This window comes from Moritella marina ATCC 15381 (genome assembly GCF_008931805.1).
Lineage (GTDB): Bacteria > Pseudomonadota > Gammaproteobacteria > Enterobacterales > Moritellaceae > Moritella > Moritella marina.
Genome location: NZ_CP044399.1, coordinates 1,976,282 through 1,990,756, shown reverse-complemented (window position 1 = coordinate 1,990,756; position 14,475 = coordinate 1,976,282). Strand labels below are relative to the sequence as shown.

General features: G+C 40.9%; 11 protein-coding genes. 8 read left to right on the top strand and 3 right to left on the bottom strand.

The features are described from left to right. Positions 1–29: 29 nt before the first annotated feature. Entirely contained in the window at positions 30–1,409 is a 1,380-nt protein-coding gene (locus tag FR932_RS08960) for a BamA/TamA family outer membrane protein (protein WP_019441864.1), read from the bottom strand. A gap of 274 nt (positions 1,410–1,683) precedes the next feature. Between FR932_RS08960 and FR932_RS08955 the strand changes: the two genes are divergently transcribed. Next, complete coding sequence (locus tag FR932_RS08955) at positions 1,684–2,112, top strand: DUF4399 domain-containing protein (protein ID WP_019441865.1); 429 nt, start codon at positions 1,684–1,686, stop codon at positions 2,110–2,112. A 20-nt stretch (positions 2,113–2,132) separates the two neighbouring features. Here the strand turns inward: FR932_RS08955 and FR932_RS08950 are convergent, their stop codons facing one another. Together FR932_RS08950 and FR932_RS08945 are read right to left on the bottom strand one after the other, a co-directional pair. Continuing rightward, positions 2,133–2,672: a L,D-transpeptidase family protein gene (locus tag FR932_RS08950; protein ID WP_019441866.1), complete on the bottom strand. Its 540-nt coding sequence runs from the start codon at positions 2,670–2,672 to the stop codon at positions 2,133–2,135. Positions 2,673–2,861: 189 nt separating this feature from the next. Then, the gene (locus FR932_RS08945) at positions 2,862–3,605 is read right to left on the bottom strand and encodes a sulfite exporter TauE/SafE family protein (protein ID WP_019441867.1); all 744 of its coding nucleotides are present in this window, start codon (positions 3,603–3,605) and stop codon (positions 2,862–2,864) included. Positions 3,606–3,864: 259 nt separating this feature from the next. On the opposite strand from FR932_RS08945, the gene FR932_RS08940 reads away from it, so the two are divergent. The 7 genes from FR932_RS08940 to FR932_RS08910 all read left to right on the top strand — a co-directional run bounded on the left by FR932_RS08940 (position 3,865) and on the right by FR932_RS08910 (position 14,461). Then, positions 3,865–4,071: a DUF3565 domain-containing protein gene (locus tag FR932_RS08940; protein ID WP_019441868.1), complete on the top strand. Its 207-nt coding sequence runs from the start codon at positions 3,865–3,867 to the stop codon at positions 4,069–4,071. Positions 4,072–4,106: 35 nt separating this feature from the next. Next, entirely contained in the window at positions 4,107–4,424 is a 318-nt protein-coding gene (locus FR932_RS08935) for a putative signal transducing protein (protein WP_019441869.1), read from the top strand. Positions 4,425–4,904: 480 nt separating this feature from the next. After that, complete coding sequence (locus FR932_RS08930; RefSeq protein WP_019441870.1) at positions 4,905–5,696, top strand: hypothetical protein; 792 nt, start codon at positions 4,905–4,907, stop codon at positions 5,694–5,696. Positions 5,697–5,705: 9 nt separating this feature from the next. Continuing rightward, positions 5,706–7,358: a GH3 family acyl-acid amido synthetase gene (locus FR932_RS08925; RefSeq protein ID WP_019441871.1), complete on the top strand. Its 1,653-nt coding sequence runs from the start codon at positions 5,706–5,708 to the stop codon at positions 7,356–7,358. 84 nt (positions 7,359–7,442) lie between these two features. Next, complete coding sequence (locus tag FR932_RS08920; protein WP_019441872.1) at positions 7,443–8,588, top strand: hypothetical protein; 1,146 nt, start codon at positions 7,443–7,445, stop codon at positions 8,586–8,588. Positions 8,589–8,687: 99 nt separating this feature from the next. Next, positions 8,688–11,204: an efflux RND transporter periplasmic adaptor subunit gene (locus FR932_RS08915; protein ID WP_019441873.1), complete on the top strand. Its 2,517-nt coding sequence runs from the start codon at positions 8,688–8,690 to the stop codon at positions 11,202–11,204. Beyond that, entirely contained in the window at positions 11,201–14,461 is a 3,261-nt protein-coding gene (locus FR932_RS08910; protein WP_019441874.1) for an efflux RND transporter permease subunit, read from the top strand. Before FR932_RS08915 ends, FR932_RS08910 begins: the two co-directional genes overlap by 4 nt. The last annotated feature ends 14 nt before the right edge of the window (positions 14,462–14,475 follow it).

Here is a 14,475-nt window from a genome sequence, read left to right as displayed (position 1 = left end):
AGGTTAAAAATATAAAGTGCTTGTCGTGATCAAAATGCTTCAGTAAAAGTAAGGAAAAAGCCGCTATCATCAGCACTGAATCCGAAGTCTATGCGTACATTCATTCTTGGTTGTAATTCATAGCGATAGCCAAACCCGTAGCTATACAATAAATTTTCATATAAGTGGCTACTATCTGCATCACCTGCAACAGAGCCAATACCTGCCCATACCGTCATGCCGTGGGCAGATAAATTACCGTTGTCGCGTAAGAATGTGTGGCGATATTCACTCGTATGCTCAATGGCATTATTGTCTCTAAATCGACCGGCGTATAAGCCACGCAGCGAGAAACTGCCACCAAGTGTCGGCATATCGTAAAATGGCACATCACCATTACTCCATTGCAGCGCATTGTAAAAGGCGATGACACGACCTGGATTAAAGCTGTGGTAATAACGATAATCGATCAGCGCCTTTTGGTAATCATTGTCACTACCGATATTAGAACCGTAATTAATGTATTCAAAATTGAAGTACTGACCTTGCCATGCGTTAACGGTGACATCTCGGGTATCGTAATTTAATGTGACACCCAAACCTATGGATAAGGGTTTGTCTTTAAATTCGTTAAAATCGTCATCTTGTTGTGCTGTAAGCGGGATCTCGTCTTCATCTGCTTGGTAATATTTCAGCCGTAAAGCAGGACCAAAATAGAAACCATAATCGTTTTTAAACGACAAATTAGCGTCATAGGTCAGTGCGGTATTTCGCATCAAGGTATCGGCGGATGAATCTTGCGCTTTACCTTTATCGTAACCCACACCCCAGTAGTTTTCGGCATCATCACTGAATGTGAGAGTTCCTGTAAAGCGCGTATCATTATTGTCGAAAAACAAGTTTTGCTTTGAACGAATACCATAACCTACACCTGCATCGCCTTGGGTGCCTACGGCAAACAGCGACACACTTGAACGTTGTAATGTTTGTTCTTCACGATTGGTACTAAACGAGAATAAGCCTCCGGCCGCAAGCATTAAGCCAACTTCTGGTGTGTAGGCTGGTCCGCCAAGTAAAGACATGATTGAACTGCCATTTTTCTCTTGGTGGTCGTCAATCGCATATTCTAGATCGGCCTGACGTTGCTTCAACGTTATACATTGACTCTTATCGCATGTCTCTAAAGCATGATTAATCGCATCGATCGCATTGTTATATTCATCCGTGCGTTGTTCTGCCTGTTCTTCAGTTGTAAAGAAAGGCATATCAGCACTATTGGTCGGTAGATATTGATACTTGATGAGCGGGTCGGCATTTACTGTCAACGGTATTAAAACAAGTTGTGAGGCTAAGATAAGCAAGAATAAGTAAATACGCTTAATGAGAGGTCTCCAAAAAATGGCTAGTATAGGCAAGGCGGGTGTTGTCATACAACTGGGATAATTACGTGAAATAAGGTTTGCTCATACTGTCATTAGCACATATCGATATGAGTGTAGGTCTGCATTATCACAAAGAGGGCGTATTCTAGGCATGTATTTTTTTGCATACAAGTGATTAGGAATTTATCAAAATATTATTAATTAAGTGTTCAAACAGGATCGCTAGATTAAGGTGGCTTATAAGAATTGGTGTCGGGCATCTTCGAACCTTGGTCTACAATTAATGTGAGATAGTGAATCATTCATTAATAAGGTGCTACGTATGTTAAAAATATCATTGTTTTGTATTATGTTTATGATCAGTTCAAATACCTTCGCATTAAAGCAGGAACCGGCAAGTTCAGCACCTTCAGGTGTTAATGTTTACATTATAAGTCCGGTTGATGGGGCAACTGTATCACCGACATTTACGGTTCGCTTTGGTTTAAGTGGCATGGGCATAGCCCCGGCGGGAATTGATCGCGTAAATACGGCGCATCATCACTTGCTTATCGATACGCAGGTGTTACCTGATTTGACTAAACCGCTACAAGCGACAGATAAAGTACGTCATTTTGGTGGTGGTCAAACGGAAACTGAGATAACACTAAAGCCGGGTAAACACACTCTACAGCTACTGTTGGGGAATTATGCGCATGTACCGCATGATAAACCGCTTATGTCGAAAAAAATAACGGTGATAGTGAAGTAGTGGGGCAAATATAAAATCGTCTAAGGTGTTATTTCTATTGGCGTACCGTCTGGCACATATTTGGCGATATCGCGAATTTCTTTATTACTGACCGCAATGCAGCCATTTGTCCAATCAGAGCCAATTAATAGCCCTGCATTGCGCTTTTTGTTTGGTAAACCATGAATATAAATACTGCCACCGGGATCAAGATTATCTTTACCTGAGTGTTGCTTATCTAATTGATTGGGGTAGTTGATGTGCAGGCTTAAATGGAATTTACTTTGCCTATTCTTAAAGTCGATATTGTATATACCTTCAGGTGTCTTCTTATCGCCACGTTGTCTTTTAGCACCAATGGGATTTTTACCTAATGAAATAGAATAAGATTTTATGATCTGGTTATCTTTTAGCAGTAGCAGAGTACGCGCTGATTTGTTCACTAAGACATAGTCAGCTTGGAGCTGTAGAGATGCAAGACTGTTTGATGAAAATAAAACAAATGTCGATAAAAATAGGAACTGTAACATGGTCGTAAAATTGTTTGCGGTTAGCCAAAAGTTGGCGCGATTAAACCGCATTTACGCCTATGGTTCAACTGTTATTGCGTGGTTTTGAGTGACCGATATCCGGTATTAAACCACGCCTTGTTATTGAGTGTTTTGATGAAGTTTAAGCGGTTGATTGCTATGTCATTGTCAGCCATAAAATACGCAATGTTATTACGTGAAACAATATTGTGTGATTTTTAGCCAGCCCCCTGAGTTATGTTAGCTAAACAGTAAGCTACAGCCGATAATCATCAATAAACAAAAGGCGAATTTACGCATGGTATCTAGGCTTATTGGTGGTGGGTAATGCTTAGCAACCCAGCTCATACTCAGTACGACAGGAATACAAATAACGGAGAACAAGAGCATGTCACTCGTTAATCCACCTTGAATCCCAACCATAGTGATACGGCTTACTGAACTAACAAAGAAAATGCTTAACAGATATAACCGAATAAGGTTAAGGGTAAACGGTTGGCGGTAGAAGATATAAACCAAAGGTGGACCGCCCATACTAAACATGCCCGTTAGAATACCCGACGCAGTACCTGCACCAAAGAACATGCTTTCATGAGATTGCTTACGGTCTTTGTGTGGTGATTTTAAAATCATGCTAATACCAGCACCAATAATTGCGATGCCAAGAATATTTTGTAATATCTGATTGTATTCATTACTTAAATATTCAAGTAATGTTAAGCCAATCATTAAACCTGGCAGCATCCCCGCAACCGTCAGCAGCACTAAACGCCTGTTGAGTTGTTGAAAACAACCTTTCAAAATGAAGATACTGTTAATCAAGGTAACAAAGCTGATCACGACCGAGGTGAATGCGATGGGCACTAAGTTAAACGTGGTCACTGTCCCCATTACTATCATGCCTAAAGCAAATCCAGCGACACTTTGTACGTAGGTCGCGACAGCAATAATGGCCATGAAGGGCAGTAAGGTTTCGACGAGCATTATGTATTCCTAATCGTGTAAATTGATACGAACTCGTGGTATTTACGCATGAAAGTTGGCATTAATGCGCTGTTATGGGTAATTACTTAACATTTTCGAAGAGGTGTGCATTGTACTGATAATATAATAATAACTCAATTATTCTATATCCTTTATGGCGTTATTTAGTGTAAATTTGATTACTGTGTTAGTGCTCGATGCATGACATATTTTATTGCTAATGTTATTGAAGACTGTATTGGCGTTTATAGGAGAAATCATGCAGCAACCTATTGTTGGTTACCATAAAGATGAAGAGGATGATTGGGTCGCTGAACTCGCTTGCGATCATTTTCAGCATGTTCGTCACAATCCACCTTGGTTTTGTCGCCCTTGGGTTATCACCATTGAAGGTCGTGGAGCTATGTTAGGTTTTGAGCTCGGCTGTAAAAAGTGCGATGAAGGTGCACCTCGGGATAAAGGCTAACGCATAATCTATAGGATCTAGATGGAGTAAATCAGATGAAATTAATTTATACCCATGAGAACGGTTTTCTAGTAAACAACGTTAAGAATATCATCGAATCACATAGCATTGACGTGGTGCTTAAAAATGAGTTTTCATCTGGTGCAGTAGGCGAAGTATCTGCATTTGATGCTTGGATGGAACTCTGGGTGATTAATGATAATGAACTTGAACGCGCGCTTGAGATTATTTCGGCAATGCAAAGTAGAGCGGGTGATCCCGATTGGTTTTGTCAACAATGTGCTGAACAAAATGATGCTTCATTTGATATTTGTTGGCGTTGCCAATCTGAACATGCAGTATCTGAGTCATGAGAATGATTCATGCCTTATAATCATTACGTGTTAACTCATTGTGATTATTATTTAAAAAGTACCAATTAACACTAGTGCTAACTTATTAATAATTAGATCATTTATTCTATAGCGATGCATATTTTCCTGTGACAACAGTCACTTTTAGGCAGATATAATTGTCGGCGCTGAAGTTTTAAAAATGACAGTTATGGCATCTTTATCTGTTTAATGGGTACTTTGATGAAATTTAAACTGTTGCCACTCGCCAATCTAGCCTTTATCGCTAATCTATGCCCGGTTATCATGCTTCTTTAAGGTATTTTGCTTGTCTTCAAGCGAGCATATTTTAGTGATACATTCATTTTACTTTAAGATTACATCCGGCTATCTATTTACTGGATATTCTAAAAGACAGCAAGCTAAGGATGGCTTGAGATTGAATGAGAGTACATTTACTTTACTCTTACACTTACACATTTGCCAAGGATTGGGTCACAAATGGAAACGACAAAACAGAAGATATCAGCGGATTACATTACATTAGATCGCATTTCTATCCAGCAAGTAAAGGAAATGCATACACTCTTTATTCAGTATTATCACAATGCTGATTTTTCAACATTCATTGATGACTTGTCTGAAAAAGATGGTTTGATTTTGATCCGTGAAAATAAATCAAAGCGAATTGTTGGCTTCAGTACATTAAAAACATTACGCTTTAAGCTTAAAGGTAAAGAGGTCAAAGGTATCTTTAGTGGTGATACCATTTTAGAACGCCAATATTGGGGAACCAATAAGCCGATGCTCTGTTTTGTTAAAGTACTATTAAAAGAAAAACTGCGAGACCCACTCACGCCGTTATTCTGGCTACTTATTTCTAAAGGCTACAAAACCTATTTATTACTCGCCAATAACTTCCCAAAACATTACCCCCATCATGAAGGCAAGTTCGATGAACTGTCATCTGTTGTCGATCAATATTGCCAGCATCTGTACCCAAGTTACTTTGATGAACAGCAGCAAATTTTAGACTTCGGTGGCGACTATCAAAAGTTACGTGGTGAAGTGGCAGAGATAACCTCAGAGTTGAAGCGAACAGTACCTAAAATTGGCTTCTTTGAAGACCGTAATCCGGATTGGCGTGAGGGTAAGGAACTGCCTTGTATTGGCCAAATTAATGTATCCATGTTTACCTATTTTACGCGTAAATCGTTTGCTAAGATTTTGCAAAAAAACAATATTAATTGGGATTTAGGACTTATCAGTTTAACTCGTCGCTTAGTTAAGTAGGAGGATGTAATGACGTTAATAAATGGTATCAGCCGTAAGGTAGTACATAAGCTCACCCATAAAGTAGCAAGCAATTTGAGCTTACATGGATACAAACAATTTTGTACAGCCTTAGCGCATCCACAGGCTGTGCAACGTGAAAAGTTAAGCGCGTTGTTAAAAGTGATCGTGCCGAGTGTATCAGGTAAAAAATACAATCTATCCACGTCACTATTTTATGAGGAGTTTATCCGTAAGGTACCTATCACCGAGTATGAGGATTGGGCTGAACAAATCGAAAAGGCGAGGTCAGGTAGTAGCCAAGAGCTGAGTGTTGAGACGAATGAGCGATTTCAACCGACCAGTGGTTCAACCTCAAAAATAAAGTGGATCCCTTATACACAATCATTTTTAAATGAACTTGATGCAGCCATTTCGCCTTGGATGGTGGACATGTATAAAGGTAATCCTGGCATGCTTAAAGGAACGCACTATTGGTCATTGTCTTGGGTGCCAACAGAGCTGAGACGAACAATATCTGGGGCGGTGAATGATGATTTAAAATTACTGCCTTGGTGGAAAAGAGTATTTACGGGATTAACAAGTTCGGTACCTGAAGGTGTGTCTTTAGCGGAAACATCGGAAGATTCTCAGTTTGCCACTTTATGCTATTTACTGGCGGATAAATCCTTAACTTTTCTGTCGGTATGGAGCCCGACTTTTGCACTGACCTTATTTGATAATATTATTAAGCATAAATTAGAGCTGGTATCTGTATTGGCAACGGGTAAGTGGGGCAATCGAGCGACTGCCTTACCGGGACTTAAATGCCCTAAATCACAACACGTGGCAGAGATGCTACTGCAATGGAAGGGCAGTATTTCTGGCGAGTTATTACAACAAATTTGGCCGAAGTTGGCTTTGGTTAGCGCATGGGATACGTCGTCATCTATGACATGGGCGAATAAATTGAAAAACTTACTGCCACAGGGGGAATTTCAAGGCAAGGGGTTATGGGCAACCGAGGGGGTTGTCAGCATTCCTTTTCAAGGACAATATCCATTAGCCATATGCAGCCATTTTTATGAATTTATAGACCTTGATACTGAAGAAGTGTTTCCAGCTTGGCAGTTAAAACAAGATCAAATTGTCAGGCCTGTATTAACGACTGGCAGTGGGTTGTTGCGTTATGCAATGAAAGATAAATTACGGGTCAGTGGTTTTCTGCAAGATTGTCCTTGTTTTGAATTTTTAGGTCGCTTGGATGGTATTGATCTTGTTGGGGAGAAAATGAGCCCAGAGATCGCGCTTGAAGTCATGCACTCTGCGGAGCAAAATCCGCGCTTAACAGCGATAACTATGTTTGCTATGCCAGTCAATAACGAGAATGAAAAACCATTTTATCTTTTACTGTGTGAACCGAATAGTCATATTTCTGAATTGGAAATGCAGCAAATTGCTGCTAATGCGGAAGCGGAGCTGCAGGCTTGTTTTCATTATCAACTGGCGAGGGATCTTGGCCAGCTTGATACACTCAAGGTATGTTGCAGTCAGAATGCACGAGAATTATATTATTCTCGCTGTGAAGCGCGTGGCATGGTTGTTGGCAATATCAAAATTGAGCCGTTAGTACTTTGGGATATAGACATGCCAGATATATTTCTGGAGGCTGTTGCGGCATAGGCAGTCGGGTTATGCATCCGCTACATCATCAATATTTCATTAATACAATGTATAAAGCTTCATTAAGTCGTAGAGGTAATATAAATGGCAAGCAGATTCGATACAAGACCTGCACAAACGAAAGATTCTGATGAACTGATCGCGTTAATTGCAGCAACGCCTCAAACTGGGGCTATTACGATTAATTTTGAGCGCAAACCTGATTTTTTTATGGCCACTAACATAGTGACTCAGACACCGGATGTTTGGGTCGCGATTGAACGTGAAAGTGAGCGTGTCGCTGCTATTTTTAGTATTGGCCATCGTGATGTTTATGTGAATGGTAGTCGTCAGAAAGTACGTTATGGTAATGACTTACGGATCCACCCTGACTTCAAAAGTGGCCGAACCCTATTTAACTTATTGAAATGTTATCGCCAAGCAATGGGCAAGGATTGGATGCAAACTGTGATCCTAAGTGATAATAATGCCTCTTTAAATTCGATTGGTAGTGGGCGTAGTATTACGCCTACCTATTATGACTTTGGTGAAATGACAACGCATATGTTGTATTTAACGAGACCCCGTGTAATTCGCCAGGGTTTAACTCGACCACGTTTGGCTCTACCTAGTCTTACTCAGCAAAGTAAGTTTAACATCCGTAAAGCAGATCATAATGATATTGAGTTGATGCAAGAGTTCTTTGAGCAGCAAGCTAAGACTAAACAGTTTTACCCGCATTATGATTTTATTAAATTGTTAAACGGTGATGAGTATTATCGAGGGCTCGTCATCAGCAATTATTATTTGATGTTTGAAGGTAACCGACTTGTCGCGATGGCGGGCATTTGGGATCAAAGTAGTTTTAAGCAAACTCGTTTTGTTGCTTACAGTAAGTTAATGGCGGTGGGGCGTTTATTAAATAATGTTTACTCGACATTGTTCGGCGGCATGATGCTACCGAAAGCCGGTGATAAACTCAGTTATGTTTCATTGCATAGCTTGTTAGTCATTAATGATGATGAAAAGTTATTTTCACGGTTATTAGCGCATATTTATAATGACTGCTTAGCGCAAAATTATCAGGCACTTGTCTGTGGTTTACCCTCGGTAGATTCTCGCCAACGTATTCTTGAACAATACCGCTCTAAAGTACTTTATAGTAAACATTTTATTGCGAGCTATCATGATGATCCTCGCGGTAATTTTGATAACACATACCCTTTATATTTAGAGCCTGCGAGGCTGTAAAAGACGATGTTTAAGGTTTAAGGTTTAAGGTTTAAGGTTTAAGGTTTAAGGTTTCGATTTATTCGAGGCATTCAGTTTGGTTAACAAGGAAGCTAACCGATGAACAGTAGCCAAAATAAAGATTATATAGCAATGTGGTTTCAAGCAAGAAAAGCGTTTGGGATCGGCGACCGAATGAGCGTGGGTTTACTCAATAAAAGCACAGACGAGATAAATTGGTTTGAATTTGCCCACAGCGAGATGGACGGCCTTGGTGGCCTGTCGACTATTTTACGTGAGCATGATTACCCATGTCTTGAGCTACCAAAAATAGCGGAAAAAAGTACGCCCTCTCATTGGCAACAAGTGAAGATGCTTTTTGCTGGTGGTAAATCTGATGGGCCGAAACAAATTCGTTGGAAAACCACATTTCCAGATTATGCGCTAACAAATCTAGCCAATACTGACTGTAGCACTCAATACACTAATGACGCCCCTATTGTTAATGCCCATTTCAGTCAGGCTGAAACGCTTGAGGTTAAAAAGTTAGCGAGAAAACATCGCGTCGCCCTAAATATTTATCTATTTTGGGCATTAAACAGAGCTGTCGCAGCACAACTACTTGCATCACAACAAGACTATTACTGGCTCTACCCAGTTAATTTACGTGGTGCTCTTCCTCATGTCCCAGAAACAGGAAATTGCTCCTCTGGGGTTAACGTCTTGCTCAACAATACGATCGCACCACGCGATATTCAATTGCAGGTTAAGCAGCAAATCAAAGCCAAAAGCCATTGGCAGCTTTGGTGGCAGGCTCATATCGGTAAAATCATTGGTGAAAAAGGTGTTCGCCGTATTTATCAATATGTCAGTGAGCGTCAGTTTTACGCTGGTTCGTTTAGTTTTTTAGGTAATTGGCCCCTTAAAGATGATAATAATCCCCCTGTAAATCCAGATGAATTGTGGGTGTGCTGTGGTATTGGCACTAAAAATTATCCCGTCTCGACAGGTATTTTACTCTGGCATGAACAATTGTCTTTAGGGTTGAAATTACACCCGTATATTGCCGACGATATTATAAAAACCCAGTCCGTGATGCAGTGCTGGAAACAACATTTGTTACAAGGAGATTTACTGGTATCAGCAGAAACTGCGACGAGTCCGAGTCATGATCTCAATCATGCTGTTTCTAATACTGCTGAAAAAACCAATGTAACTGAAAGCATGAGTGTAACTGAAGGCACAAGTAAATCCGCAGTTATTGAGTTAGCGCCTAACTCAAAGATGAAATCAAACAAACCGATTAAGCCCAGTAAGTTAAAACAGTTCCTGTTACCTAAAATAGAGCAAGGTACACAGCAAACTAAAGATACGTTAAGACCATACTGGCAACGGGGGAAACGACTATTTATTCGGCATAAAAAAGTATCAACTCCGCTTTCGATTATAGCACTTACTTTTATCTGTATGACCCTGTTATCTGTCATACGACCGCAAAGCCAAGTGAATCCCGAAATTAATCGTTTTCCATCTGTTCGCTATATGGATGTGGCTTTTGATAATGCGATCATCCCTATTTTTAGCCGCGGTATTGTTGCCGCTAAAACGCAAATTAGCCTTAATTCAGAAGTGACAGCACGGGTTAAATCGGTTGCTGATACGTTTACCGCCGGTGGTTATTTTAATGCTGGTGATGTGTTGTTATCGATGGATGATGAAGCTTATCAACTTGAGGTGATCAAAAAGAAGCAAGCCGTTGATGGCGCATTACTGCATTTAGCTGAGGCTAAAGCAAAGGCCCATGTGGCAAGGCGTGGGGTATCGAGTAAAGCAACTCGTTTTGCTCGTCACATTCCACAAATTAATGATGCAAAAAGTCGGGTTAAGGCGGCTGAGGCAGATTTACGTTTAGCGAATATCAAAGTAGAGCGTAGCGTGATTAAAGCGCCGTTTTCTGGTCGTGTTAAAACAGTTAATGTTGGCCAAGGCCAATTAGTTAACTCCGGTGAAATCATTGGTGAGATATATTCGTTAGATAAAATGCACGTGCGACTGCCAGTTGCAGATAAATATTTAACCTTAATGGATCTGCCCTTTAAAGTGTCCGCATTTAGCCATGATAAAAAAACGCTCACGGCTGTGGATGCAACAACAGGGAAAAATACGAGGGTCACTCTGTCGGTCAATGTGAATGATAAAAAATATCAATGGCAAGGGCTGATAACCGGGACTGAAGGTGGCTTAGCCGAGAATAGGTTACAGTATGTGGTTGCTGAGGTATTAAACGATCCCGAACAACCGCTGTATTTACAACCCGGGCGATTTGTGACGGCCGAGATTGCTGGCCGAGAGTTTGAAAATGTGGTTATTATCCCGCGTCTAGCATTACGTAATGATAATAAAGTATGGCTGCTGGACTCCGAGAAACGCCTTCGCATTGTAATGGTCGATATTCTGCATCAAGGTAAAGAACAGGTCTATATCACCGGTGGTTTAAGCGCTGGCGATAAACTGATATTAACCCCACTTGACGTTGCTGTTGATGGGATGAAATTGAACGTGATCGGTTTAGAGCTAGACTTGGGTCTAGAAAATGCGCTAAATGATATAATATCACCGAGCGAGGTGCGCTCATGAAGGCATTAATTGCTTGGTTTGCGCATAATAGAGTCGCTGCTAATTTGATTATGATGGTGATCATTGCGCTTGGTTTTTTAGCATTACCTGATACTCGGAAAGAATTGATCCCTGGCGTGTCATTAGAACGTATTGCCATTTCGACATTATATCCAGGTGCAGCACCGCGAGAGGTCGAGGCTGTTGTTTGTACCCGTATTGAAGCCGTTGTTTATGATATCGCAGGAACACTGGATTTAACCTCGTTCGCTCGTTCTGGTTCTTGTTATACCACTATTGATATTGCGGATGGTTATAATATTAAAGCAGTATTGGATGAAGTTAAATCAAGAATTGAAAGCATCAACTCATTTCCTGATGAAGTGACTAAGCCTGTTGTGAGCGAATTGATTGAACGCTATCGCGTCGCCAAACTGATTATTTCAGGCGGTGGCGATGAGTGGGCATTAAAGCGTTTGGCTGAGAATATTCGCTTAGATCTGTTAGAAGAGCCTGTCATTTCGGTTATTAAATTGCAAAACACGAGGCCTTATGAGATCAGCATCGCCTTATCTGAAGAAAGTTTGGCGCAATACAACTTAAAATTTGAAGATGTGGTGAATACATTAAAAGCCACAGCACTTGATTTACCCGGTGGTAGTTTAGCCACAGAGCAGGGCGACATACTGATCCAAACCTTAGGTAAAATTGAAAATGCGGATGATTTTGCCAGTATTATCCTGCAAGCGAGTGAAGATGGTGGGCGGATCTTACTCAGTGATATTGCTACGATTAATGACGGCTTTCGTGATGAAGGCACCATGGCACAACTTGATGGTAAAAGCGCTGTTTCTTTGGATGTATATCGTGTTGGTGATCAGAATATCAACGATGTTGCAGACGCGATAAATAAGTATGTGCAGGCGCCAAAAATCTATCTGCCAGAAGGGATTAGTTTGTATGTTTGGCAAGACGACTCCAAGTTATTCATGAGTCGTATCGATTTATTGGTGGGTAATGTGTTTAGCGGCTTGTGTTTGTTATTTGTCATCTTGCTGTTGTTTTTGAACTGGCGTTTATCATTTTGGGTAAGTTTAGGGATCCCTATTTCATTTATGGGGGCTTTTTGGTTGTTACCGGTTTTTGATGGTTCGATTAATATTATTTCGTTGTTTGCTTTTTTATTGGTGCTGGGTATTGTCGTTGATGATGCGATTGTTGTTGGGGAAAGTATTTACACCGAACAAGCAACAGGTAATAAAGGCGTTGAAGGGGCGATAGAGGGCACTTATAAAGTGGCGAAACCGATCACTTTTGCCATTATCACCAGTGTTATTGCTTTTATGCCGCTGCTATTTCTACCTGGGCCAGAAGGTAAATTGATGCAGGTTATTCCCGTAGTCGTAATTACCACGTTATTGTTTTCATTGTTTGAATCGTTGTTTATCTTACCGGCACATTTAAGTCATCAACCTGAACGCCCAAATGCGAGTCAACTTGCAAGCCTAGCGCCTGAAAATAAAAATCCACAGATGAACAACATTAAAATGCTTGGCAGGTTATTAGAACGCATGCAACCCCAGTTTTCTTGCGCATTAGAAGCCTTCGTTATCCGCCAATATAAACCTTTTCTCGATCATGTATTACGCTGGCGTTGGAGTTATATACTTGGCTTTATTGGGTTATTTTTTATCTCTTTAATTTTACTGTCCAGTGGTTGGTTAAAAACCGTTTTATTTTCGGCTATTGAAGGGGATATAGCCTACGCTAATGTGACGTTTGCAGAAGGCAGTAATCCACAGAAAACCAAATTAGCATTATTGAAAATTGAAAAAGAAGCCTTAGCGTTACAACATGAATTGGTTGATGAACAGGGGCGGTCTGCGATTGCTCATGTTTACTCTGTTGTGGCTCCGAGCAGTAAATATTCACGTGAGTCGCAAGCGGCCACAGATGATCATGTTGGCAGAGTGTATTTGGAATTATCGGTCTCCAACGATCGCATGATGTCCGGCACTGACATTATTAGCCGTTGGCGTGATGCTGTTAGTGAAATTGAAGACAGCATTGAATTAAGTTTTGTTTCCGATCTCACCCCGCCAAGTGCTGATATCAACATTGAATTATCGAGCCGTAATTTAGACGACCTTGCACTGCAAGCAGAGGCGTTAAAGCAAGTGATGGCTCGATTTGAAGGGGTGTACGATATTCAAGACTCGCAACAACGTAGTTCAAGGCAGGTACAGTTGGCATTAAAACCTGTCGCCCGAGATATGGGATTGACGCTAAGCGCGTTGGGGCGGCAGGTTCAGCAGGCTTATTTAGGTGTTGAAGTACTGAGCATGCCACGTGGTGAAGATGAAGTTAAAGTGCAGGTTCGCTACCCCAAAGCGGCAAGCAGTTCATTGTGGCATCTAGAAAACATGCATATTCAATTGCCCAGTGGAGAAGGCGTGCCGCTGTTTACTATCGCTGATGTAAGCTATGAATCGGCAGATCATAATATTAAACGTTATGAACGAAATCGCGTTATTTCAGTGTCAGCATTTGTCGACCCTGGGAAAAATAGTACCAAGGCCGTGATTGCAGATTTAGAGGCTGGTTTTTTACAGCAGCTCACCAATACGACTGCAGTTAAGTGGTCGAAAGCGGGTAAGCAAAAGAGTATTGTCGAATTTGTGGATATTTTAACCCGCAGTTATTTACTGGCATTAATTGCGATGTATTTAGTGATGGCTATTTTATTTAACTCTTACACCCAACCATTATTGGTGATGTTTGCTATCCCGTTTGGCTTAGTTGGCTCCTTGTTAGGGCATTTATTATTGGGCGTTGACGTTACCTTATGGTCTTTTATTGGTATGGTCGCCGTGAGCGGTATTGTGGTGAATGATAACTTGGTGCTGATTGACTATATTAATGAAAAACGAGCACAAGGCGAGTCACTCGAAACCGCTATCACGAGTGCTGGCGTACGCCGGTTTCGTCCTATTATTCTGACCTCTCTCACTACATTTATCGGCTTAGTACCGATCATGAGTGAAACGGGCTTACAAGCACAATTTTTGATCCCAATGGCCATATCACTGGCTTTTGGCGTGCTATTCGCCACACTTGTTAGCTTACTCTTGGTACCTGCTGTGTATTTAGTGATCCAGGATATTGTGAATCGAGTGTCAACACTTGCGTTTAAAGTACCAAGGCTAAGCAGTCAAGCTTGGGATGAAAGCAAAACTAACGAGTTACCTGATAATCCTGCTGCAGATAACGCAGCATAACCATCTTAAGTTCA

Bases quoted from the DNA above. Each gene is read 5' to 3' on its own strand.
- FR932_RS08915 (WP_019441873.1), top strand. From the start codon at position 8,688: ATGAACAGTAGCCAAAATAAAGATTATATAGCAATGTGGTTTCAAGCA.
- FR932_RS08910 (WP_019441874.1), top strand. From the start codon at position 11,201: ATGAAGGCATTAATTGCTTGGTTTGCGCATAATAGAGTCGCTGCTAAT.
- FR932_RS08955 (WP_019441865.1), top strand. From the start codon at position 1,684: ATGTTAAAAATATCATTGTTTTGTATTATGTTTATGATCAGTTCAAAT.
- FR932_RS08925 (WP_019441871.1), top strand. From the start codon at position 5,706: ATGACGTTAATAAATGGTATCAGCCGTAAGGTAGTACATAAGCTCACC.
- FR932_RS08945 (WP_019441867.1), bottom strand. From the start codon at position 3,605: ATGCTCGTCGAAACCTTACTGCCCTTCATGGCCATTATTGCTGTCGCG.
- FR932_RS08930 (WP_019441870.1), top strand. From the start codon at position 4,905: ATGGAAACGACAAAACAGAAGATATCAGCGGATTACATTACATTAGAT.
- FR932_RS08950 (WP_019441866.1), bottom strand. From the start codon at position 2,672: ATGCGGTTTAATCGCGCCAACTTTTGGCTAACCGCAAACAATTTTACG.
- FR932_RS08920 (WP_019441872.1), top strand. From the start codon at position 7,443: ATGGCAAGCAGATTCGATACAAGACCTGCACAAACGAAAGATTCTGAT.
- FR932_RS08960 (WP_019441864.1), bottom strand. From the start codon at position 1,409: ATGACAACACCCGCCTTGCCTATACTAGCCATTTTTTGGAGACCTCTC.
- FR932_RS08935 (WP_019441869.1), top strand. From the start codon at position 4,107: ATGAAATTAATTTATACCCATGAGAACGGTTTTCTAGTAAACAACGTT.
- FR932_RS08940 (WP_019441868.1), top strand. From the start codon at position 3,865: ATGCAGCAACCTATTGTTGGTTACCATAAAGATGAAGAGGATGATTGG.